Raw genomic sequence first — 22,318 nt, forward strand, 5'->3', positions numbered from 1 at the left:
TTGGCTGTACGAGGAGTCTCGGCCTCAGCCGTAGCTACTGCTTTCTTCCCTTATCGAATTTTAGTAACAAAGCCGGTCTCAGCAGCGATGCTGCCGGAGCATCGCAGGTCCCGGAGCAGCAGGCTGTTACAATCGGTCATGCCTTCAAGCATCGAGTGCCGCGTGATCCGTGCTCTCCTGCTTATTGGATTGGAACAGTACAAGCGACACAACCGCGGCTATCGCAACGCCCGCAGCGCCGATCCAGGCGATGGACGACAACGAAATTCGTTCGATCGCGATTCCTCCGATACCCGCGCCTGCCGCCATGGACAGCTGCATCATGGACTGGTTCAGGCCAAGCATGACCCCCGAGGAATTCGGCTCCAGCTGGACGAGATTATACTGCTGCGTGGGCCCGGATGACCAAGCGGCCAGCGACCAAATCACAAGTACGGCAAACACGAGCATGACGGATGCGCCCGCATCGGTAAAAGTCAGGACGATTAAAGCAATAATATGCAGAAGCATGCCGCCGATTAAGGTAAGCGGTACTCCCCATCTGTCCGTGCTGAACCCTCCGAACTTGGAGCCGATGAGACTGGCAATGCCGAAGGCAAACAGGGCTGAACTGATCCATTGTTCGTTCAAACCACTCACGTTCAGAAGATAAGGGGACAGGTACGTATAGGCGACGGAATACCCGCCCAGCCAGAAGAACGTAATCGCCAAACCAAGTGCCACTTTGGGTTTCTTGAGCAAGGCGAACTGCTGGAGCAGCGGGACAGGGGCATCGCCTGTTGTTTTGGGAATGGCCTTATGCAGGACAAACATCGAAAGAATCCCCAGGACGGCAATCAACCCGAACACCGACTTCCATCCAAAAGCAGCGGCTGCGACTCGTCCGAGCGGAACGCCTATGATGAGCGAAGCCGTGAAGCCCATGACCACCGTGGCGATCGAGCTCGCCTGCTTGCCTGGCGGCGCGATTTTGGCGGCGATTCCAAGCGCCGTGACAACCACCATGCCAGCGCCCATCGCCATAAGTACGCGGGCGATGACAAACGGGATATATCCCGGCAGAGCGAATGACAAAAGATTGGCAACCACAAACACGCCTAACGAATAGACCAGCAGCTTCCGTCTCTCCACCTTAGCCGTCAATGCCATAAGCACGGGAGTCAAGATTGCGTATACCAACGAGAAAATCGTGATTAGCTGGCCGGCAGCGGTGATGGTAATCCCTAACGAATCCGCGATTTTATCCAACACCCCCGATATGATATACTCCGACGTCCCTACTAAAAAACTGACGATTGCCAAAACATAAATTTTCCATGAACCTGTCATGATTCCACTCCTTTATTTTATATTTACATATCGTGAATTGTCGATGTGTTAAACCAATGAAAAGACATATCGCAATATATAGATACGTAATGCGGAACAAAACTGAATATTCCTTACTCTAAGGAAACATTCAGTTCCTGTTCTATATCTCCTGCTTCAAATACTCTCCGATTTCCCGGATCACTTCTTCATCCCGCTTATAATACGTAAATTTCCCCAAGCGTTCCGTCTTGATCAGGCCTGCCCGATGCAGAATCGATAAATACTGCGATGCTGTGGACTGCGTCATGTTCAATTTCTCGGTCACCTGGCTTACGCATACCCCGATTTCCCTCATATCAATCCCTTCGTGGGGCGTAAAATGCTGTTCCGGTTCCTTGAGCCACTGCAATATTTCCAGTCTTGATTCATTGGACAACGCTTTAAACACTTCGATTGGTTTCATACGTATCATTATATCTAGATTTATCGATATGTCAATCCTGATCCCTCCGGTTTCTTGTTGAACCAGCAAAAGCCGATCCCGTTAGGATCGACTATTGCATAAAAACTTTCGTTGTCCGTCAAGCTCCTCCGGCGGATATACCGTAGCGTTTCACGGCACTCGCGTAGAACCATTCTTCTGCCGTCTGCAGCGCCGTTTCTTCATCGATCCAGCCTGACGTGACCCGCTCCCACAGAAACTCGGCAGCCAGCTTCTTCACAAGCAGGATCTTGCCGTAGCTCCATTCCATGCAGCGGGCATCCGAAACGATCACCGAGCTTTTACTGGCCGGGAGTGCTTCCAGACGGTACTGCATGCTGTCCCGGTACGTGCTTGCCCGGAAGTTGAACCACCACATCCCCCCGACATGAACGTTCGGAAAATTCCAGGCAGCCTGCACCGCATCCAGATTGTTCAGCTCCGACGCAAGCACAAGCTCAAAAGGACAACGGTATGTCTCGAATAAAGCGGCGAGCTTCAGGATCCGCTCCGTATCGTTCGCAGGGAACGCCGTGCCGCACCATGACCTCTCGACGCCCAGAAACAGCTGGACTAGCAAGCCGTTTCGATCGGCTGCCGCACACATAAAGTGCAGCAGCTCCATCAAGATGTCGTCACGTCCGCTTGCCGAGCCGATCTCCCGGCGGAGGTTCGCGCTCGATTCATACCGCGGCAGCGTGGTCATAATGCCCGGGCAGCCCGCATCTTTATAACCGTCAAGCTGCCGGTTTATCTCGTCCCGTATCGCGTGAAACGTCCAGGCCGGTTCGTCGGATTGCACGATCTGATCGACCCATCGGCCCAGCGCTCCGTCAATCCGGGGAATCCATACCGCAGGATCCCGCATGCCTTGAAATGCAGCGTGCTCCGGATGGTTCACGACAAACCGGCGGATATTCATCCGGTCTGCCGTTTGCTGTGCCCATCCCTCTTCGGCGGCCGAATGCCGCACTGCGGTTATGGCTTCCCTGATCGAATCTTCATCCTTGATCCCGATCCCGTATAACTCGCGCATAATGGAAGTGAATGTCCAGTTCATCAGCGTGCTTCTCGTCGAGCGGTAGGCATTCAGAAATACAGCTATGCGTTCCTCCTCAGGCAGCTTCTCCGCTCCATCCGGATAGCCTCCGGCTTGGAGCTCCCGATAGAACCAGAAGTAGTGCGCGATTTCCCAGAAATCCCTTGCGCCAAGCCGATCGCCGACAAGGTGGGTATGGGTATCAAAGACCGGCAGTCCCATAATTCGCTCAAAAAACACGGCTTGTTTGCCGCCGTTATCATGCAGGCTCATGCCAACATCTCCTTCGCTTCAAAAATCGCCTACTTTCGATTTTCCGAAACGACGACGCCCTTCCCTTCGTTGTAACGGTCGGTCGCTTCCTTGATGATTTCAAGGCCGCCTTTTTTCTTATATTCCTCGATTACGTTCGGCCAGTCCGAGATCGGTTCCCTGCCATAGATCATTTTGATCATATGATCAAGAACCAGCTTCGGGCCCACGTCATCGCCCTGCGGGGCAGCATCCGGATATTTGGCATACGCGTCCAGTGCAGGCGAGAAGCGTATCGATCCGAGCCCTTCCTTGAAGACCACGGTATCCATATACTTGATCATGTCCCGCCCGTCTTCCGTCAGCTCTTCTCTTGCCTTGTTATAAACCATATCGTGCACAAACCAGAACATGGCGCGGAAGCGGTCCTCATCCATGGCCTCCGGCGTAGTCGGCGCCGTGAACTTTACCGTTCCATTCTCATTCGTATAGGTTTCGCCTTCAATTCCGAACGAGAAGTACGTTTCCGCCTCCGGCGTCAGCATCCAATCGAAAAACTTGATGATGCCGATCGCCTTTTCCTCCGACACCTTGCTGTTAATGTAGTAAGACGTATTAATGCTGGAGTATAGCAGATGGCCTCCGACGTTCTCAGGTCCTTTCGGCGCAGGAATGATGTCCAGTTTAGCCTCCGGCACGGCGTTCTTCAGCTTGCCGCGGTATTCCGCGAGCAGCTGCGCGTTGGCCGACCACATGCCCGACTTGCCGCTCTCGTTGTTTTTGCCGTAGTCACTGGATGTCAAGGTTGCAAAATCCTTCGGAATCAAGCCTTCGTCGTACATGGTCTTATAGGTCTCCAGCGCCTTCGTCATATTCTCCACGTCGAAGAACTTGGGTACGACCTCCCCGTTCTGCAGCTCAAACTGGGACGGCAGCACATCAAAAGCGCCTAATATCGTATCGGCATATTTAAAATTCTCCCGCATCTGATACGGGAATTCCACGCCTTCCTTCTTCATCGCACGCATCACGTCCAGAAACTCGTCCACCGTCTTGGGCGCCGGAAGGCCGGTTTTCTCCAGCAGATCGGTACGGATGAACAACGCCCGCCGGGACGGATTGGACAGCCAGGCCGGGATTCCGTATATTTTGCCGTCATAGCTGGTCTCCTGCCACGCTTCCTTCGGCACGCTCTTCATCAAGTTCGGCGCATGCTCCTTCAGCAAATCGTCAAGCGGCATGAATACGCCGGCCTCTACGGAGCCGGACATCCCCTTGCTCGTGGCCCCTCCCACGTTCTGGACAACGTCAGGAATATCGTTGGAAGCGAACATCAGCGTCATTTTGCTATCGAAATCCTTCAGCGGAAGCATCGTCAGATGAATGTCCGTATTGGTCCGCTTCTCAAGCTCCTTCACCCATCTCTCCTCGTTCACATCCTTCGAACGCTCGGCGTGTTTGTTTCCGCTGGTTGCCATGGACATCGTAAAGGACAGCCTGCCATCAACCGCGGCCCCGGACGAACCGGCTTTCCCTCCATCCGCTTCCTTGGCACCGTTACAGCCGACTGCCGTTAAGGCGATTAGCGCACTCATCACAATAAAACTCCATTTTCTTCTCATCCACATCGCTTCCTTCCCTATTCTTGCAGATTGCCTATCCAGTTGCTTCTACATGACTGCCCGGATTTCGAGTCTCCCCGGCTTTGGATGAAGCCGGATAGCCCGCTCCCCCCGAAGAGTATCACCCTAGGTTATAAAACGCTTTCATAATATCATTCAAATCCCGTCGGTTGACATGTACTTTTTTCAGCTCGCCTGTGTTTTCCTATGCTGGCCCGTTATATGCTCGGATCGGAACGCTGTCATCAACGCTACTTTACGCAACGCACAAAAAAACCGACTCCGGGGCTACGCGAAGTCGGTTCTTTCATTTATATTACTTACTGTTATTACTTGCCCTTCGGTGAACGCAGCCAACTCATGGGGCGTACAGGCAAACACGGCTTTCGGATGTCCGCCGCTGCCCAAACCGTTTCATCGGCATTATTATCGTGCACTCACCGGCGCTTGCGCCTGAGCCTGCGAATCGTGGCCGGCATCAAGCAATACCGCGTTGATTCCGTTAAGAAATGCCAGCGCGCTGGCCTTGATAATATCCGTATCCATCGCGCGTCCGGAATAGATTTTGCCCTGGTATTCGATACGAATGTTTACCCGGCCGATGGCTTCTTTTCCCCTCGACAGACTGTTGATTTTGTAATCCTTCAGCTGCACGTCCAAACCGACCAACGCTTTAATGGCACTGTACAGCGCATCGATCGGACCATCCCCCACCATACTGTCCCTGAATGTCTCGCTGCCTTTCTTCAGCTTCACGGTTGCCGTCGGATACAGATCATTGGTGACGACCTGGAAGGAGTCCAGCTCGTACAGATGGCTGCTGACTTCTTCATGGGTGCGGTGCTGGGTCACCAGATAAAAGACGTCATGGTCATATACTTCCTTCTTGGCATCGGCCAGCAGCAGGAATTTCTCAAACAGCGCTTCAAAATCTTCGCCTTCGCCCGTCTCGAAGCCCAGCTTCTCCACCGCGTTCTTGAACGCATGCCTTCCCGAACGCGCCGTCAGGATCAGCTCCATGCTGTCGGCGCCGACTTCCTCCGGCGACATAATTTCATAGACCTGCTTATCCTTCAGCAGACCGTCCTGATGAATACCGGAAGAGTGCGCGAATGCGTTCTCGCCCGTTATCGCTTTGTTCACCTGCACATCCAGGCCCGTCAAATGCGTCAGCAGCCTGGAGGTTCGGATCAGCTCCTTGAGCCGGATATTGGTGGAAGCTTTGAAATGATTCTCCCGGACCTTCAGTCCCATGACCACTTCTTCCAGCGAAGTATTGCCTGCGCGCTCCCCTAAACCATTGATGGTGCATTCCACTTTCTCGGCGCCGTTCCGCACGGCGCTGAGCGTGTTCGCCGTAGCAAGCCCCAGGTCGTTATGACAGTGAACGCTGAGGATCACCTGATCGTTCAGGTTTTTCAAGCGTTCGTTGATTTTGCGGATCAATTCGCCGAATTCGTCCGGCACGGCATAACCGACCGTGTCCGGCACGTTGATCATCGTTGCCCCGGCCTTTACCACGGCCTCGATCGTTTTCCACAGATATTCAAAATCGGACCTGGATGCGTCCTCCGTCGAATACTGAACTTGAGGCAGCAGCGTTTTGGCATACTTCACGGCATCTACGCCCATCTGAAGCACGGCATCCTTGGAGCGGTTGAATTTCTTCTCCACATGGATGTTCGAGGTACCGAGCACGATATGAATCAGCGGGTTTTGCGCAAGCTTAATGCTTTCATATACGGCATCGATATCGCCCTTCACCGCGCGCGCAAGCGCAGTGATCGATACGCTGTCGCCCACGGTGCGGGCGATTTCCTGAACCGCCTGAAAGTCTCCTGCCGAAGACGCGGGAAAGCCCGCCTCGATAATATCGACGTTCAACCGCTTCAGCTGCTGCGCAAACTCGATTTTTTGCTGTACGTTCAATTTGGCGCCGGGAACCTGTTCTCCGTCGCGCAAGGTTGTGTCCAATACGATAATATTTCGTTCCATTCGGAATTCCTCCTTGGTCGCTGATCTTGGTTTATCTATATCAAGCAGGGTTGGTTAAACCCGGAATTTAACCAACAAAAAACCCCGCCTCTACGTATAGAGGCGGGGTTGAACCCGCGGTACCACTCTAATTCATTTTATGCAAAATGATCTTCTTCGATGGCCATCACCATCTATCCCTGTAACGGTGGAACTCCGGCTAACCCTACATGTTCAGGCAGCTGTTCATAGACGAGTTCAAAGGGAACGACGTTACCGTTTCGCACCTGCCAACGGCTCTCTGAAAAGTCATTTCGCTTTTACTATTTCTAATCAAAACATTTCGATATGAATTTTGATAACTATCTTAGGGAATGAACGGCGATTTGTCAACCCTTCATTTTCCAGAAGTTAAAAACGATGCTTCTTACAACAATCCAGACTTCCTTACGTTAGCCAGGAAATCATGGAATTCCGGAATATTCAGCTGCTGCGCCGCATCGGACAACGCCGTGGCCGGATCGGGATGAACCTCGACCATCACGCCGTCTGCACCCGCAGCCAGCGCCGCTCTGGCACATGGGGCCAGAATGTCTTTGCGGCCCGTGGAATGCGTCACGTCCACCAGCACCGGCAGATGCGTTTCTTGTTTCAGGATCGGCACCGCCGAGATGTCCAAGGTGTTTCTCGTTGCCTTCTCGTACGTCCGAATGCCGCGTTCAATCAGCATCACCTGGGTATTGCCGCGGGACACGATGTATTCCGCAGCGTGCACGAACTCATCGATCGTAGCCGCAAGCCCGCGTTTCAGCAGCACCGGCGTTTGGACATCCCCCGCCGCTTTCAACAGCTCGAAGTTCTGCATGTTCCGCGCGCCGATCTGAATGACGTCAATGTATTCGCACGCAAGCTCGATATGGGCAGGATCCACGATTTCGCTGATCGTCTTCAGCCCGAACTCGGACGCCACTTCCTTCAGAATTTTCAGGCCTTCCACGCCCAAGCCCTGAAAATCGTAAGGCGATGTTCTCGGCTTGAACGCTCCTCCGCGCATGACGGTAATGCCGGCTTCCTTGAGGGCTGCCGCAACCTGGCGCACCTGCTCATAACTCTCAACCGAACAAGGTCCTGCAATCATCACCGGCGTGCCGCCGCCGATCACCGTGCTGCCCAGCTGAATCAGCGTATCCTCCTGCTTCTTCTTCCGGCTCACCAGCAGATGCTTCTTATGATCGACCTGCTGCAGCTTTAAGGATGCCTGAAAAATCTGTTTAAACAAATGACGCACCGTCTCATTATCGAAAGGGCCTTGATTATGTTCCACCAAGGTGTCCAGCATTTTCTTCTCGCGTACCGGATCGAAATCTGGCACTCCCTGCTTCACTTTCTCCTGACCGATTTCCTTGGCGATCCGCGCCCGCTCCGACAGCAGCTCCAACAGCTGAAGATTGACGGTATCAAGCTCCGATCTCAATTGCTCCAAACGTCCTTGACTCATCTAGAATCTCTCCCTCGCATTTTTTTCTGGTATATATAAACAAAAAGACCCCCCGCCCGGAAAGGGACGAGGAGTCGTGGTACCACCCTTATTAGATATGCGAAAAATATAGCAAGCACATCTCACTTGAACCTCTTAACGCAAGGGTTACGGGTAAACCTAAGGCTTGCACGAAACATGCAAACGATCAGAATACCAGCTCCGGAATGAACTTCGGCGGAGAACCTTCACCTGGGCGCTCTCAGTCGGTGGCTGCCCTTTCCTGTCAGGAACGTTCTTTCGCTTACTCTTTCCATCATCGCTTGTTATAACATATCGTGTTGGTTAATTTAGAAGCATTGTATTACACCCCGGATTGAAATTGCAAGAGTTTTATTTAAAGCTTGGGTGCTTTGATGCAGCGATGATTTAAATGGGCGGCCTGATTCTTCAGGAACGAGCATGCACCCTTTCTCTTTGTTTCACGGGATTTCCCCAATACGTAAACAGGCGCCAAACATATTCGAACGGGCCGATCGGGAGCCGTTTGAACCAGACTTTGCTGCAGGCTGCTTGCACAATAAAAATAATCACGGCCATCAGCATCTGCCAGACCGGCTCAATGGTTCCGTACCACCCCAGACCGTAGCTGTAAAAAATCAATCCGCACAGGATCGATTGAAGCAAATAGTTGGTGAAGGCCATTTTGCCGGGATAGGAAAACCACTGAAGCACCTTCTTCCAGAAATTATTCTGGTATAAAAGTGCAAAAACTCCGATGTAAGCCAGCGCCAAGAGCGGTGCCCCCACGAACAAGGCTGCGGCCTCGACCCAGGACGGAAGTCCAACCGCCAGCGTCATCACGACCTGAAGCGCAAGACCTGCGATTCCGCCCAGAAGGGCCAATCGGATAATCCCTTGCCGGTGCTTCGGGACCTCGTGCAATATCCGGCGCTTGCAGAAGTAGGCGCCCATCAGGAACATGCCTAAAATTTGCGGGTAAAATATCACCATATTGAATATCGAGCTGATATAATCGTTCAGCCGCTGAGCCATGATCTGGGCCATCGACCCTTCCCCGTAAATAGCGGCATCCCGCTCCTGGAAATAGATCCCCATCTGATGGGTATCCGTCGGGCTAAACGGCTCGAATACCTGGCCGGATGCCGGGTTCAGCAGGCTTGCCCCCGTTAGCAGAACGGGAACGAGCAGCAGCAGGGATACCGACCAGATCAGCAGCGTTTTCGGCTTGCAGCGCTGAAACAGCATCAGGAGGAATCCCATAAGCGCGTAGTGCGTTAGAACGTCCCCGTACCATATCAAGATTCCGTGGATCAGACCGATCAGAAGCAGAGCCGTTAATCTTCGGGCATAGATGCGGTTAAAACTGCGGCCTTTCGCCTGACTGCTTTCCCGTAACAGCACCATGCCGTAGCCGAACAGGAAGGAAAAAATCAAAATGAATTTGCCGTCAATGACAATCCCGCGCAGCATCATCAGGACTTCATTGTACCAGCCCGACCATAATTCGACCCCGAACGAAATGGTTTGCAGCGATGTCGTAAAAAACGTAATGTTCACCAAAAAGATGCCTAATAGTGCAAATCCCCTCAAGCTATCGATGAGCTGTATTCTGGGCTGTGAATTCGTTGCCATCATCGTACCTCCTTATCATTGTGCCTACAGGTTAAGGTACAATCATAAAGAAAGGATAAAGAAACTCAAATTGGCCTGTAAGTATACAGCAGCTTAAGCATCACTGCGCATGCGGATCATTCTTCCGATCGCTGTTGCCCCCAGATTTCTATCTATCCATTTAAGAATGGTTGAAATCCGGGGGCAAAGGCGACCGCTCCCGCTTCTCCAGAACGATTCCGCCTGCTCCGTTGAAGTAGGGGCATATATAAACTTCAAGTAACAGGACTTTCTTTATTCTTTCTTTAGAAATGACGTGTACACTTACCAGATAGACCTTTTGAATAGCTATTTCTTGGAGGATGTAATGGATATGGCAAACGAAACGATCCTATTGGTGGATGACGAAGAAGAAATCATCTCTTTTATACAAGATTCATTGGAGCTTGAAGGCTACCGCGTACTCACGGCTGGAAGCGGACAGGAGGCGTTAATCCAGAGCAAGCAGCATCCGTCCCTGATCATACTCGATGTGATGATGCCCGAGATGGACGGCATTGAGGTCTGCAAGCAGCTAAGGGAAACGACGTTGTGCCCCATTGTGTTCCTGAGCGCCTGCCAGAGTGAAATGGACCGAATTAAATGTCTGGCGGCAGGCGGGGATGATTATCTGCTCAAGCCCTTCAGCCTCGCGGAATTAAAAGCCCGAATCCATGCCCATCTGCGGCGGGAACAGCGAATCCACACGCAAAAAGAACAGGGCATCCTGCGGTTCCAAGCCCTGACGATCGATTGCAGGGGGCATGCCGTTAGCTGCAACGGGCACGACCTCACGCTAACAAATAAGGAATTTCAGATCGTAGAACTGCTGGCGATGCATCAGGGACAGGTCTTTTCCAGGGAGCAGATTTACGAGAAGTTATGGGGATTAGACGCCGATGGGGACGACTCTACCATCACCGAGCATATCAAGAAAATCCGGGCCAAGCTGGCCGCCCACGCACAGAACCGCAGCTTTATTCAAACCGTCTGGGGCATCGGCTACAAGTGGGATCCCCAATGACGAAACAGCGTTCCATCAAAAATACGTTCGCCCGCCATTTCGTCTCGATTCTGGTCTGCAGCTTGCTGGCTACGCTTGTGACCTGGGGACTGCTCGTGATGCTGCTGGGTTACTTGTTCAACCATGACATCGCGCTCCCGGCAAATCATTACGAGGCGCAAATCCCCGTGATTACGGAATACGCCCAGAGCCGGGGCGACTCCATCATGAGCACGGAGGGGCAAGCCGAGCTGGAAAAGGTGATTCCCTCACAGGGCATGTCCTACCTGGTCGTGTCCCTTACCGGCAAACCCTTATACGGGGATCTTCATATCCATGAATCGCTTAACCGGCAGAAGATCCTGGCGCGATTAAACCAGACGCGCAGCGGCATGAATGAAATCGTAGTATACAAGCCGGTTGTCTCCCGGGACGGCAATCTGATCGGGGCTCTGCTGGTTGGATACAGCCTGAAGGTAACGGCGGCCAATCCTGCGCTGAATCCCTTGGTGACCTTTGGGTTCCTTGCATTCTTCCTGACGCCATTTTTGTATATCGTTTTGTTCACCTTGGTATTCGGCAGGCGGTTCAGCCGAAAAATCAGCGCTCCGCTGCAGCAGCTTCTGCAAGGAGCCGAAATGATTAAAGAGCGTAATTTAGGCTTTAGCATGTCCGGGGCTTCGTCCATTACGGAGGTAAACCGGCTAACGAAGGCTTTTGAAGACATGCGTCAGGAGCTGGAGCATTCCATCGAGCGGGAGTGGAGAATGGAGCAAGAACGAAGCACCATGTTTGCGGCGCTCGCTCACGACCTTCGGACGCCGCTAACGATTGTTCAAGGCCATGTCGAGGGGCTGGAGCAGATGAACGGGGAGCCTGATGAAGGCAAACGGCTGCAGTACCTGCAGGTCATCAAACGGAACACAACCCGCGCTTCGAAGCTTCTTCAAGACATGAACACCATGGCGGAGATCGAGAAGGTGTCTTTTCGGCTCCAGCCGCTTCCCGTGGATATCGAAGAATTGGCGGACGAAAAAACCGGGGAATATGCCGCTTTATGCAGGGGGAAGAACATCGCCTTCCAATCGAAGGTTTACGATAACCGAACGGCCAAGACTCCGATCATGCTCGATCCCTATCGCATCATCCAGGTTCTGGACAATCTCGTATCCAACAGCCTTCGCTACACCCCTGAAGCCGGGCGGATTCTATGGCACATCGAGATCACCGAGCAGCAGGTAGTGATGGCCGTCACGGATAACGGAACAGGCTTTGGGCAGCAGCGGCATCTGCAGCAGGTGTTTAAGCCTTTTTATCAGGGGCAGGTTCATTCTTCCAGGCAAAAAGGGCATTCCGGTCTGGGACTGTATATCGCCAAACTTCTCGTTCAGCACCATGGAGGACATATTGTTGCCGAGAACAACCCGATTCGCGGGGCAACGGTGCGGTTTACGCTGCCGATCCAGGGAACATGAGCCGTCCTACACCATAATGAAAAGGCATGCCCACAATCCAATGCGGGCCAATGGATCGGGGAATGCCTTTATTGTCATACCTTCAACCGATAAATCGCTTTATTATCCAGGCCGCGGATCATTGGTGTCCACGGCTCCGTTTCAATCGTCGTATCCAGGGCGTCCTCTACCATCTGCATCTTGGCATCCAGCAGATCGATATGATGCAGCGCGACGGCCTCGGCCGTTTGCGGCTGAACCGGGCTGCCCCACTCTCCGAGGTTATGATGGGAAAGCACCAGATGCTGCAAGCCCAAAACTACTTCGGATTCAAGCGCGATGCCGTTCTCGATCGCCGCCTCCACGATCCAGTTGGACGCCAGGGCGATATGCCCTATCAGCTTGCCCTGGTTGCTGTAATCCGTTACGATGCCCATCTGTGCGATCATCTCTTCCGGCTTCGCGATATCATGCAGGATAATGCCCGCCCTGATCAAATCCGGATTCAGAAACGGCCGCTGCTTGCAGATGAAATCGCCAATCTCCAGCATGCGGACGATATGGTAAGCCAGCCCGGCGTAATAGGCATGATGATAGGTTTTGGCAGCCGGATAATGCATCAGCTTCTCTTCCACCTTCGACACGCAATACTGTACGATGCTTCGCACCTGCGGCTCCGTAATCTCGTTCATCGTAAGTTTGATCGTATGTAACAGATCCACGGGGCGAATGGGCGCAGCCCTCACAAAATCCGTTAACGAGACGCCATCCGCATCGGTGGCCTTGCGGATACGGCTGATCTTGACTTGAGGCTGGTCCCTGTAGCTCAGTACGGTTCCCTGGATTTTGACCAATTGCATCGGCAGGAACGTTTCTTTATCCTGTATGGTCACATCCCAGTACTTGGCCGATATTTGACCGCTGGCATCCGCGAGAACAATATCGAAATAGTCTTTCGGCGGCGTGCCGTTGGTCTGTCTCATATTCAATTCTTTTAACAAATAAAAACCGACAAAATCATCTTGTATGCTGAGTTTATTAATAGGTTTCATCTGTTCCTCCCCAAAAAATCCCGTTAGGTTTACTATAACAAAGTCCCGTACAGTGAGTCTATTACCCTATACCAGCTCTGTAAAATCGCAGATTCCTGCCTGCGAAGCGGACGGTTGCCGGTTCGCAGGCAGGATAGGGATGACACAAGAAAAAGCACCCGCGGGTGCTTTTTCTGCTATCGCCCTCTTCGCTATCGATTCGGGGCGGGTATTAAGATTTCCAGGCTCCCGGATGGTCGTCCTGCACCAAATCCAGCTCCACGGCCTTCGCGTTCATCTCCACCTGTTCCACGCTCTTGCAGCCGGGAATGACGCAGCTGACGGCCGGATGCTTCAAGCACCAGGCCAAGGCCCACTCGGCCATATTCACGCCCTCCGGCACTTCATTCTGCTTGATCTCCTCCACAAGCTTCAGCTTGGCGTCGATCTCATCCTGGTCACGGTTCTTGCGCACATTGTCGCTGAATACCGTGCCAGGCTTGTATTTTCCGCTTAAGTAGCCGCTCGCAAGCGGAACTCGCGCCAATACGCCAAGATCCTGCTTCAAACATGAAGGGAGAACCTCTTCCTCCGGCGCCTGATCGAGACGGTTATACACGACCTGGATGGCTTTGGCATTCACCTCCGCCGCCTTGTCGGTTTGATAGATATTTCTGTTGCTTCCGATGGATATGCCCAGATTGCGGATGGTTCCCGCTTGGACCTGCTTGTCCAGCATCGTCCACATCTCATCATTGTTGAACACTTCATCCGAGCCGGAATGGAATTGATACAGGTCGATATAATCGGTACGAAGCGCTTTAAGTGATTCCTCCAGCTGTATTCGGATCTGCTTCGCATCCCAAGCATTCTCCCATTGCTCATGCCATCGATGGCCAAACTTGGAGGCAATGACCCAATCCTCGCGGCGGTCGCGCGCCAAGAAATCACCGATGAAATTCTCGGACATATGATGGGGCCCGTAACATTCGGCTGTATCCAGCAAATTAATGCCCAGCTCCTTGGCATGCGTCAAGATGGCATCGACTTCCTTTTGGTTGAAATCCTTCCCCCAATCACCGCCAAACTGCCAGGTTCCCACTCCGACTACCGATACTTTCAAATTGGTTTTCCCGAGACGTCTGTATTTCATATACTCACCCCTACTCATGAATTTGTGCGCCTATATCTTATTGTAAAATGCAAGCGTTTGCAACTCTTGCCGAGGATTCTTTTTTCGTTCGCCAATCCTTTTTTCATGCACTCGCCGTGTCCATGCTGTTTAACAACAAGTCGTTATGGTGAACCCTATAATACGTACATTTCGTTATCATGGGACGGAACAAGAAAGGAGGAGTCATGGCGTGAATTCCCGGACACTTGAGCAATGGATGCCGGACATTACAGAGAGTCTAAAGGCAAAGACGTCAAATGATTTTCAGCGCATCATCGACGAATTTCTCCCTTATGACCTGGCAAAAATACATAGCCACCTGAGCGACACGGAACAAACCCGCTTTCTTCAGTTTCTGAACGAGGAACAACTGGCCGACATGATTCAGGAAATGGAGCATGACCGGCAAATCGAAGTTCTGGGCAGGCTGGGCAAAGAGAGAACGGCCATCATCCTGGACTTGATGGATAACGACGACCTCGCCATTCTGCTGGACGAGCTGTCACCCGAGCAGAAGGACGAATTTCTCAAGGGAATGCGGGACGAGGAATCCCAATTTGTCCTGAACCTGATGAAATACCCGCCGGAAACCGCCGGCCGAATCATGACGAACCGTTATGTGTGGATCCCCCAGCATTACACCGTTTCGGAGGTGGTCCAGAAGCTGAAAACCTACGTCTCCATTTCGGAAACCATCAACTATCTGTACGTCATTGATCATGACAAGAAGCTGATGGGCGTGGTGTCTTACCGGGGACTCATCTTGGCCGAGCCGGAGGAATATATCGTGGACATCATGCACAGCCGGGTGCTGTCCGTGCCCGTGGATGCCGATCAGGAGGAAGTTGCGCACATAATCCAAAAATACGATTTGGTTGCTATCCCCGTCGTTGAGCAGGACAACCGTCTTGTTGGGATCATTACGGTTGACGATATCCTGGACGTCGTCATTAAGGAAGCCGATGAGGACATTCGGAAAATGAACGCCACCGGAGGCAAAACCATCGACTTCAACACCAAAGCAACCGTTGCCGCCTATCGAAGATTGCCGTGGTTGATCCTGCTCTTATTCATCGGGCTGATCTCGGGAACGATCATTTCCAGATTTGAAGAGACGCTGGCGCAGGTTGTGGCGCTGGCCTTCTTCATGCCTATGATTGCAGGAATGACCGGAAATACCGGAACGCAGTCGCTTGCTGTCATCGTAAGAGGCTTGACCACCAAAGAAATGACCAAATCGCTGGTGTTTCGGCTGTTAGCCAGGGAACTGAAGGTCGGGCTAATGATCGGGGTGACGTGCGGCATTCTGATTTCCCTGATCGCATACTTTTGGCAGGGCAACCTCTACTTGGGGTTTGTGGTCGGAAGCTCGTTGATTGCCACGCTGATCGTGGGCACGATGGCCGGCACCGTCATCCCCCTCATTCTGTTCAAATTCAAGATCGATCCGGCTGTGGCTTCCGGTCCGCTCATTACAACCATTAACGATATTCTCTCGCTTGTTATCTACTTTGGCATCGCTACCCTGTTTCTTACCTATATCTGACCGAGCACTTGGGATTAACCATCCCTCTCGATAAAAAAGGCTTCCGGGAAATTACCGGAAGTCTTTTTTGGGATCCGCCAGTTTAAGGATATCATGATCTCAAATCGTCTGGATCTTATGGGATAATGAGGAAAAAGTTTGCAATGGATGCTATCCGCGTTATCATATACGTAAAAGAGGAGAAATGGCGATGAGTAAAAATTTATTTCATCCTGAAGCAAGAGAGAAACTAATGTGGCTTAATGAACCTGGACATTGGGAGTTTACGACAGATGACGGGCTCATCATGGATGCTCCATCGAAAGCTGATTTTTTCAAAGACCCTGCAGGAAAACATATTGCTCATTCTGCACCCTATCTTCATCTTCAGGTTGATTCAACATTCCAGCTAATAACGCAGCTTCAGGTAGACATGCATCATTTATATGATTCCGGGTGCTTGATGTTGATGGCAGACGAGAACAATTGGGCCAAGCTATGTTATGAATTCAATGGTGAACATGCAACCATCGTGTCCGTCGTTACTCGGAACGGTGTTTCGGATGACTGTAATTCTGAGCGTGTATTCGTCAGCAATCCTTATTTGAAAATGACGAAGAAAGACAAAACGATTTCCTTTTACTACTCATCCGATGGTGAAGTTTGGAAATTGATTCGATACTTCGGAATGGATGCCCCGATTCCTTTTACTGCAGGTGTGGTCGCTCAATCACCGATGGGAGCAGGCTGTCGAGTCCAATTTCTGTCTTTGTTATTATCAGAATCCGATGAGGAAAGCAGGTTTTAGAAGTTAGCTCATGAGCTGCTTCTTTTTTTGGTTTACGGACGCAAATCGTGCCCTACACTTAGCAGCATTACACGGCTATTGATAAGGATACACGTTGCAAGTTCTTGTCCTCAATAAATGCAGTTCAAATATTTCCTTGGTTAAAAGGGCTGGTACTGCTTAAACGTTACCAAAAAGTAATTACATCACTTCAAAGTGCGTACTTCTCAAGCCGAACCCTAACGTGCAAAATGACATTAATCAAGAACATGACGTTAGGAGATGAACTTATATGAATACAGATCAACGTTCACATCATTCGCAAAAAACGGCTTTGGTTGTAGGGGCCAACGGGGTGATCGGCCGCAACCTCATCGAGTACCTTGCGACGCTTCAAGGCTGGGATATCATCGGCGTATCGCGCCGAGGCGGGGAATCCACGAACCGCGTACGTTATATCTCCGCGAACCTGCTTGATCGGGAGGATACGATCGCCAAATTAAGCTCCTTGACCGAAGTGACGCATATCTTCTACGCAGCCTATCAGGACCGGCCAACATGGGCCGAACTCGTCGCGCCGAATCTGGCCATGCTCGTTCATGTCGTGGAGGCGATCGAGCCCATTGCCGACAATCTGCAGCATGTCAGCCTGATGCAGGGCTATAAGGTATACGGCGCGCATCTCGGTCCGTTCAAGACGCCGGCCCGGGAAACGGATGCGAATCATATGCCGCCGGAGTTCAATGTGGATCAGCAGAACTTCCTGGAGGTACGGCAGCAAGGCAAAGCCTGGACCTGGTCCGCGCTGCGCCCCTCCGTTGTCAGCGGATTCGCCCTTGGAAACCCGATGAATCTGGCGATGGTCATTGCCGTCTATGCCTCGATCTCGAAAGAGCTCGGCATTCCTCTGCGTTTTCCAGGTAAGCCGGGAGCCTATCACAGCCTGCTGGAGATGACCGATGCCGATCTGCTCGCGAAGGCGACCGTTTGGGCGGCGACCGATCAACGCTGCGCCAATCAAGCCTTCAATATTACGAACGGGGACCTGTTCCGCTGGAACGAATTGTGGCCGAAGATCGCATCGTATTTTGAGATGGAAACCGCACCGCCCCTGCAGATGAATCTGGAAACGGTCATGGCGGATAAAGAGCCGGTTTGGAATCGCATGATTGAGAAGCATGGGCTTGCGAAGCACGATTATGAAGAGCTTTTATCCTGGAAGTTCGGTGATTTCGTGTTCTCCTGGGATTATGATTTCTTTGCAGACGGCTCGAAGGCCCGCCGCTTCGGGTTTCATGAGTATGTCGATACGGAGGCCATGTTCATGAACATCTTTGACGAGCTCCGGTGGCGTAAAGTCATTCCTTAAGCGAACGCGCAACCTGCATGACGAAGAGCCGACTATAAGAGGAATAGCCGGCTCTTCTCCTGCAGGTTAATGCGTTCCTTCAAGCGCAGGCTTTTCCAGCACGGTTGCGGACTCGCCGTATTTTCGCTCGATATGCGCATCTCCCCATCGGCACATCAGATGAAGAATCTCCTTCAGGCTCCAGCCATACTCGCTCAGTTCATACTCCACCTTGGGTGGAACCTGATTGTACGTTTTGCGTACTATAACGCCCTCCTCTTCCAGCTCCCGCAGATGCTGTGTCAGCATTTTCTGGGTGATCTGGGGAATCAGGCTTAAAAATTCGCTATTTCGCCTTTTGCCGAAAGTAAGATGAAAGAGAATGACCGGTTTCCACTTTCCGCCAATGACCTCCAGCGTAGCTTCGACCGCCGTGTTGTACACTTTTTCTTTAGACTCCATGCAAGCCTCGCTCCTTCGTTACACATATGGCATTACCACAGATTTCCGATCTCCCGCTTTACTTCTTCCTCTATAACACGAACACCTTCCTCGATCTGATCCAATCGCGCTCTGGAAATGCTGATACGTATAAACTTCTCGCGCATCAGGTAGTCGGACAGATAAAACAGCTTGCCGGACACCACATGAACGTTCCGTTCCTTCAGCCGCCTGATCAACCGCTCCAGGTTCACGGTCTGGGGCAGCTTAAACAGCTGATATATACCGCCGTCGCCGGGCACGGCTTCAATGAACCCGGTCCCCTCGATCCGCTGCACCGCAGCGTTCAAAGCTTGCATTCGGGTTTCGTACTGGCTGTAAATTTTCTGTTTATGCCGCTCGTACATCCCGTTGCTGATATAAATTTCGAGTGCCGCTTGGGAAAGCAGCGACGTATCCCCGTAACTTTTGTAGGCATGGAACGTTTCGAGCAATCGTTCCGGCAGGACGACGGCCCCTAATCGCAGTCCGGGAAAAACGATCTTTGAGAAGCTCTTCAGATACACCACGTGCGAGGATCTGTTGTACGCATAGATTGGATCGTATCCCCGTTCTTCGCCTAAATCGGCCATATAGTCGTCTTCCACAATATAAACGCGATATCGGGTCGCCAGGTTTGCAATGGCCTTCCTCTGCTCGGCGCCGTAGGAAGTGCCCAGCGGATTATGATATCTCGGCATCGTATAGAAAAATTTAATGCGTCCGGTTCGGAATTGCTCCTCCAAAGCCTGCAGGTCGATGCCAGCTGCCGTGCGCGCGATTCCGATAACGGGGAACCCCTCGCTCTCCAGAAACTTCAGGTAGTTATTGTAGCTGGGCTGTTCCACCAGAATGATGGACTTTCCGCCAGGGAACGGCATTTTCGCCAAGATCTCGAGCGCCTGCTGAGCGCCTGCCGTGACCACGGTTCTCTCGGCGGTAGTGAACACCTGATTTCCGGCCAGGTGAGAGACCAGGGTATGGCGAAGCTTCTCCATCCCTTGCGTATCGCCATACGTAAACAGCTCATATTTATAGGTATCAATCGCCTTGTTCAGGCAATGTTGAAAATCTAAATACGGGAATACATTCACGTCCGGGGAGGCCGAAGAAAAATCGATCATCGCATGAACGCTCCCGTCCTCCTCCGATTTCGGACGGTCAACCACATAATACCCGCTTTGGGATACGGAATAAATCGCATGCCGTTTCTCCAGCTCGGCGTATGCCCGCAGTACGGTGCTGATGCTGCATCCGTACATGGCTGCCGCACGCCGCACGGAAGGCAGCTTCTGCCCCGGACGATACTGTCCTTCCGAAATTTTGGTTTCCAGCTCCGAGAGAATGGACAAGTATTTTTGCATCATGCACCTCCTGTCTTTTCTATGCTTGATTATATCCGACTCCCCTTTATCCCAAAAGATCTAATATTTTTAGGTGAAAAACCTAATTTTATTAGGTTTTTTGAGTGGAAAGCGTCTGATAAAATAAATACAAGCGCTTACAATGCAAGAATCGAGGAGGACATGTGATGACCAAGCCCGTAAAGCCTAACGAACCGATCGTAACCCATATCTATACCGCAGACCCTTCCGCCCACGTATTCGAGGGTAAAATTTATATTTATCCATCCCACGACCTGGATCACGAGAACACGTCCAATGATAACGGCGACCAATATGACATGGAGGACTACCACGTTCTCTCAATGGAGGATGTGAATGCTCCATGCGTGGACCATGGCGAAGCCCTTCATGTGAAGGATGTTCCATGGGCGAAGAAGCAAATGTGGGCACCGGATGCTGCCTTCAAGAACGACACTTACTATTTATATTTTCCTGCCAGGGACCATGACGATATTTTTCGTCTTGGCGTAGCTACAAGCTCTTCGCCTTCCGGTCCATTCAAGCCGGAGCCCCATTACATTCCGGGCAGCTACAGCATCGATCCTGCCGTATTCGTGGACGACGATAACCGGGCCTATATTTATTTCGGCGGTCTCTGGGGCGGACAGCTGGAACAATGGCAGACCGGTTCACACATTCCGGATGCGGAGGGACCTGCAGCAGATGCGCCTGCCATCGGACCGCGGGTCGCTGAGCTGAGCGACGACATGCTTACTTTTAAGGAGTCGCCCCAAGAAATATCCATCGTGGATGAGAAGGGCAACCCGATCGTTGCGGGGGATGAAGAGCGAAGATATTTTGAAGGGCCTTGGGTTCATAAATACAAAGGCATCTACTATCTATCGTACTCCACCGGATCAACGCACAAAATCGTCTATGCCACGAGTGAAAGTCCGACGGGCCCCTTTGAGTTCAAGGGCACGATTCTGACACCCGTTATCGGCTGGACGACCCATCACTCCATCGTTCAATTCCAGGATACATGGTATCTCTTCTACCATGACAGTTCCCTGTCCGGCGGAGCAGACAACAAACGCAGCGTCAAATTTACCGAGCTGACCTACAACGAGGACGGCACCATCGAGACGATTAACCCATACGGCAAATAAGCCGTCACAAGCTATGCCGTAGAATAAACAAGCTGACCCACATTATGGAGTCAGCTTGTTGCCGTTCGCAATATTGTTCATCTGTTGCAGCCCCGTCCGTTACACGCCCTTTTTAAACAAAGAAAAAGAGTAAATCGCCGGAGCCGCCGCGATCAGAATAATGACAGGGACGATGGCGATGGCAAGGTTCACCTTCAGAAACGCCGTCAGGATCATGAACGCTCCGCCTGCCATCCACAGGTACCCGGCAAAACGATGCGTTTTATTCCAATTATCCTGGCTGTTCAGCGTCCAAGGCAGCTTGATGCCCACCGTATAGTTCTGTTTGCTCTTCGGCAAATAATTGCCGGTGATCACGAGCAGCATGCCCACTAGAGCCGGTGCAATCGTCTGGATCGGCAGCTCGGCCCCCATAGCCTTAAACAGCGTGATTGGCATGAGAATGAGAGACAGTGCGGGGATGAGCCATAGACCCATCGTTCTTAAAACCGGGGCAGCGTTCATTTTCTTAGGATCGTTGTTAAGCCCCACATTGACAATGACGTTAATAACCGCCGTAATCAACGGAAGCACAAACGCCGCAACCGCCTTCGGCACATAATTATCCGGATTGCCCGCCGCATTCCAGTGAACAGCCACTTGCTCAGGCAATTGGCTGTACAGCGTCATCGATAAAATAATCGGCAATAAGCATATCAGCGTTGTTAAAACCAGCATCGAGCTATTTTTTTTCCTCATCTTGTTTCCCCCCGTTAAATTGTGAAAACCACAGCATGATTTCTTCGAAGACGGACACGTTGATCTCATAATAAATATAATTTTTATATTTTGTTTCAAATATCAGTCCGGCCTTCTTCAGCTGCGACAAATGATACGAAATGGTCGCCCCGGTCATATCGAAATGCTGACCGATCTCTCCGGCAGACATTTTGCCGCGTTTGAGCATAACCAGGATGTCCCGTCTCACCGGATCAGATAACGCCTTGAATGTTTCCGGAAACCCCAATGTGCATCCCCCATATTTCTATTTAGAATTTCATCTAAATACATTATCGCTTACATCTGCATTCAATTGCAATACCTATTTTGAAAAAAATCTAAATAGAATGCAAAATGGGCATCCCGTCAAGCCCCATCGCCATGGTCGTAATTATTGTTTGCCTATAAACGA

At 51.6% G+C, this 22,318-nt stretch carries 19 protein-coding genes and 1 other annotated feature; of the genes, 6 read left to right on the forward strand and 13 right to left on the reverse strand.

Annotation, left to right across the window (positions count from 1 at the left end; all coding sequences use genetic code 11):
* Window positions 1-144 precede the first annotated feature (144 nt).
* The 7 genes from P0X86_RS24260 to P0X86_RS24290 all read right to left on the reverse strand — a co-directional run bounded on the left by P0X86_RS24260 (window position 145) and on the right by P0X86_RS24290 (window position 9,815).
* Complete coding sequence (locus tag P0X86_RS24260; protein ID WP_096776152.1) at window positions 145-1,329, reverse strand: MFS transporter; 1,185 nt, start codon at window positions 1,327-1,329, stop codon at window positions 145-147.
* Window positions 1,330-1,471: 142 nt separating this feature from the next.
* Entirely contained in the window at window positions 1,472-1,774 is a 303-nt protein-coding gene (locus P0X86_RS24265) for an ArsR/SmtB family transcription factor (RefSeq protein WP_009591021.1), read from the reverse strand.
* 118 nt (window positions 1,775-1,892) lie between these two features.
* Complete coding sequence (locus tag P0X86_RS24270) at window positions 1,893-3,104, reverse strand: glucuronate isomerase (protein WP_277746668.1); 1,212 nt, start codon at window positions 3,102-3,104, stop codon at window positions 1,893-1,895.
* Between the two features lie 29 nt (window positions 3,105-3,133).
* Window positions 3,134-4,705 (reverse strand): extracellular solute-binding protein, encoded by a 1,572-nt coding sequence (locus P0X86_RS24275; protein ID WP_096776154.1) that lies wholly within the window; start codon window positions 4,703-4,705, stop codon window positions 3,134-3,136.
* A gap of 426 nt (window positions 4,706-5,131) precedes the next feature.
* A complete protein-coding gene (locus tag P0X86_RS24280; protein ID WP_192570950.1) occupies window positions 5,132-6,700 on the reverse strand; it encodes a 2-isopropylmalate synthase in 1,569 nt (522 codons plus the stop codon).
* 95 nt (window positions 6,701-6,795) lie between these two features.
* Window positions 6,796-7,025 (reverse strand) — a binding site (T-box leader).
* Window positions 7,026-7,106: 81 nt separating this feature from the next.
* Window positions 7,107-8,177 (reverse strand): bifunctional 3-deoxy-7-phosphoheptulonate synthase/chorismate mutase, encoded by a 1,071-nt coding sequence (locus tag P0X86_RS24285; RefSeq protein ID WP_096776156.1) that lies wholly within the window; start codon window positions 8,175-8,177, stop codon window positions 7,107-7,109.
* A gap of 429 nt (window positions 8,178-8,606) precedes the next feature.
* A complete protein-coding gene (locus P0X86_RS24290; RefSeq protein ID WP_277746669.1) occupies window positions 8,607-9,815 on the reverse strand; it encodes a DUF418 domain-containing protein in 1,209 nt (402 codons plus the stop codon).
* Between the two features lie 343 nt (window positions 9,816-10,158).
* Between P0X86_RS24290 and P0X86_RS24295 the strand changes: the two genes are divergently transcribed.
* Window positions 10,159-10,854, forward strand: a complete 696-nt coding sequence (locus P0X86_RS24295) for a response regulator transcription factor (RefSeq protein ID WP_277746670.1) — start codon at window positions 10,159-10,161, stop codon at window positions 10,852-10,854.
* Entirely contained in the window at window positions 10,851-12,308 is a 1,458-nt protein-coding gene (locus tag P0X86_RS24300; RefSeq protein WP_277746671.1) for a sensor histidine kinase, read from the forward strand. Before P0X86_RS24295 ends, P0X86_RS24300 begins: the two co-directional genes overlap by 4 nt.
* Before the next feature lie 74 nt (window positions 12,309-12,382).
* Here the strand turns inward: P0X86_RS24300 and P0X86_RS24305 are convergent, their stop codons facing one another.
* Window positions 12,383-13,339: a 3'-5' exoribonuclease YhaM family protein gene (locus P0X86_RS24305; RefSeq protein WP_192570946.1), complete on the reverse strand. Its 957-nt coding sequence runs from the start codon at window positions 13,337-13,339 to the stop codon at window positions 12,383-12,385.
* Between the two features lie 211 nt (window positions 13,340-13,550).
* On the reverse strand, window positions 13,551-14,471 hold the full coding sequence (locus P0X86_RS24310) for an aldo/keto reductase (RefSeq protein WP_213579457.1): 921 nt from the start codon (window positions 14,469-14,471) through the stop codon (window positions 13,551-13,553).
* Between the two features lie 211 nt (window positions 14,472-14,682).
* Here P0X86_RS24310 and mgtE point away from each other — a divergent pair, with 211 nt between their 5' ends.
* From mgtE to P0X86_RS24325, 3 genes are all read left to right on the forward strand, one after another.
* Window positions 14,683-16,038, forward strand: a complete 1,356-nt coding sequence (gene mgtE, locus P0X86_RS24315; protein ID WP_213579458.1) for a magnesium transporter — start codon at window positions 14,683-14,685, stop codon at window positions 16,036-16,038.
* A 190-nt stretch (window positions 16,039-16,228) separates the two neighbouring features.
* A complete protein-coding gene (locus tag P0X86_RS24320) occupies window positions 16,229-16,825 on the forward strand; it encodes a DUF1349 domain-containing protein (RefSeq protein WP_192570943.1) in 597 nt (198 codons plus the stop codon).
* A gap of 271 nt (window positions 16,826-17,096) precedes the next feature.
* A complete protein-coding gene (locus tag P0X86_RS24325; protein ID WP_277746672.1) occupies window positions 17,097-18,173 on the forward strand; it encodes an SDR family oxidoreductase in 1,077 nt (358 codons plus the stop codon).
* A gap of 66 nt (window positions 18,174-18,239) precedes the next feature.
* Here P0X86_RS24325 and P0X86_RS24330 read toward each other — a convergent pair whose 3' ends face one another.
* Together P0X86_RS24330 and P0X86_RS24335 are read right to left on the reverse strand one after the other, a co-directional pair.
* The gene (locus P0X86_RS24330) at window positions 18,240-18,614 is read right to left on the reverse strand and encodes a winged helix-turn-helix transcriptional regulator (protein WP_277746673.1); all 375 of its coding nucleotides are present in this window, start codon (window positions 18,612-18,614) and stop codon (window positions 18,240-18,242) included.
* A 32-nt stretch (window positions 18,615-18,646) separates the two neighbouring features.
* Window positions 18,647-19,996: an aminotransferase-like domain-containing protein gene (locus P0X86_RS24335; protein ID WP_213579462.1), complete on the reverse strand. Its 1,350-nt coding sequence runs from the start codon at window positions 19,994-19,996 to the stop codon at window positions 18,647-18,649.
* 167 nt (window positions 19,997-20,163) lie between these two features.
* Here P0X86_RS24335 and P0X86_RS24340 point away from each other — a divergent pair, with 167 nt between their 5' ends.
* Window positions 20,164-21,147, forward strand: coding sequence for a glycoside hydrolase family 43 protein (locus tag P0X86_RS24340; protein ID WP_277746674.1), 984 nt, complete (start codon window positions 20,164-20,166; stop codon window positions 21,145-21,147).
* Between the two features lie 99 nt (window positions 21,148-21,246).
* Here the strand turns inward: P0X86_RS24340 and P0X86_RS24345 are convergent, their stop codons facing one another.
* Both P0X86_RS24345 and P0X86_RS24350 read right to left on the reverse strand, forming a co-directional pair.
* Entirely contained in the window at window positions 21,247-21,885 is a 639-nt protein-coding gene (locus P0X86_RS24345) for an SdpI family protein (RefSeq protein ID WP_096776169.1), read from the reverse strand.
* On the reverse strand, window positions 21,869-22,153 hold the full coding sequence (locus tag P0X86_RS24350; protein ID WP_096776170.1) for an autorepressor SdpR family transcription factor: 285 nt from the start codon (window positions 22,151-22,153) through the stop codon (window positions 21,869-21,871). Before P0X86_RS24350 ends, P0X86_RS24345 begins: the two co-directional genes overlap by 17 nt.
* Window positions 22,154-22,318 lie beyond the last annotated feature (165 nt).

It is taken from the genome of Paenibacillus sp. BR1-192 (genome assembly GCF_029542445.1).
Classification (GTDB): domain Bacteria; phylum Bacillota; class Bacilli; order Paenibacillales; family Paenibacillaceae; genus Paenibacillus_AQ; species Paenibacillus_AQ lautus_A.

Excerpts from the sequence above, each read along its gene's own strand:
- P0X86_RS24260 (WP_096776152.1), bottom strand. The coding sequence starts at position 1,329 with ATGACAGGTTCATGGAAAATTTATGTTTTGGCAATCGTCAGTTTTTTA.
- P0X86_RS24265 (WP_009591021.1), bottom strand. The coding sequence starts at position 1,774 with ATGAAACCAATCGAAGTGTTTAAAGCGTTGTCCAATGAATCAAGACTG.
- P0X86_RS24270 (WP_277746668.1), bottom strand. The coding sequence starts at position 3,104 with ATGAGCCTGCATGATAACGGCGGCAAACAAGCCGTGTTTTTTGAGCGA.
- P0X86_RS24275 (WP_096776154.1), bottom strand. The coding sequence starts at position 4,705 with ATGAGAAGAAAATGGAGTTTTATTGTGATGAGTGCGCTAATCGCCTTA.
- P0X86_RS24280 (WP_192570950.1), bottom strand. The coding sequence starts at position 6,700 with ATGGAACGAAATATTATCGTATTGGACACAACCTTGCGCGACGGAGAA.
- P0X86_RS24285 (WP_096776156.1), bottom strand. The coding sequence starts at position 8,177 with ATGAGTCAAGGACGTTTGGAGCAATTGAGATCGGAGCTTGATACCGTC.
- P0X86_RS24290 (WP_277746669.1), bottom strand. The coding sequence starts at position 9,815 with ATGATGGCAACGAATTCACAGCCCAGAATACAGCTCATCGATAGCTTG.
- P0X86_RS24295 (WP_277746670.1), top strand. The coding sequence starts at position 10,159 with ATGGATATGGCAAACGAAACGATCCTATTGGTGGATGACGAAGAAGAA.
- P0X86_RS24300 (WP_277746671.1), top strand. The coding sequence starts at position 10,851 with ATGACGAAACAGCGTTCCATCAAAAATACGTTCGCCCGCCATTTCGTC.
- P0X86_RS24305 (WP_192570946.1), bottom strand. The coding sequence starts at position 13,339 with ATGAAACCTATTAATAAACTCAGCATACAAGATGATTTTGTCGGTTTT.
- P0X86_RS24310 (WP_213579457.1), bottom strand. The coding sequence starts at position 14,471 with ATGAAATACAGACGTCTCGGGAAAACCAATTTGAAAGTATCGGTAGTC.
- P0X86_RS24320 (WP_192570943.1), top strand. The coding sequence starts at position 16,229 with ATGAGTAAAAATTTATTTCATCCTGAAGCAAGAGAGAAACTAATGTGG.
- P0X86_RS24325 (WP_277746672.1), top strand. The coding sequence starts at position 17,097 with ATGAATACAGATCAACGTTCACATCATTCGCAAAAAACGGCTTTGGTT.
- P0X86_RS24330 (WP_277746673.1), bottom strand. The coding sequence starts at position 18,614 with ATGGAGTCTAAAGAAAAAGTGTACAACACGGCGGTCGAAGCTACGCTG.
- P0X86_RS24335 (WP_213579462.1), bottom strand. The coding sequence starts at position 19,996 with ATGCAAAAATACTTGTCCATTCTCTCGGAGCTGGAAACCAAAATTTCG.
- P0X86_RS24340 (WP_277746674.1), top strand. The coding sequence starts at position 20,164 with ATGACCAAGCCCGTAAAGCCTAACGAACCGATCGTAACCCATATCTAT.
- P0X86_RS24345 (WP_096776169.1), bottom strand. The coding sequence starts at position 21,885 with ATGAGGAAAAAAAATAGCTCGATGCTGGTTTTAACAACGCTGATATGC.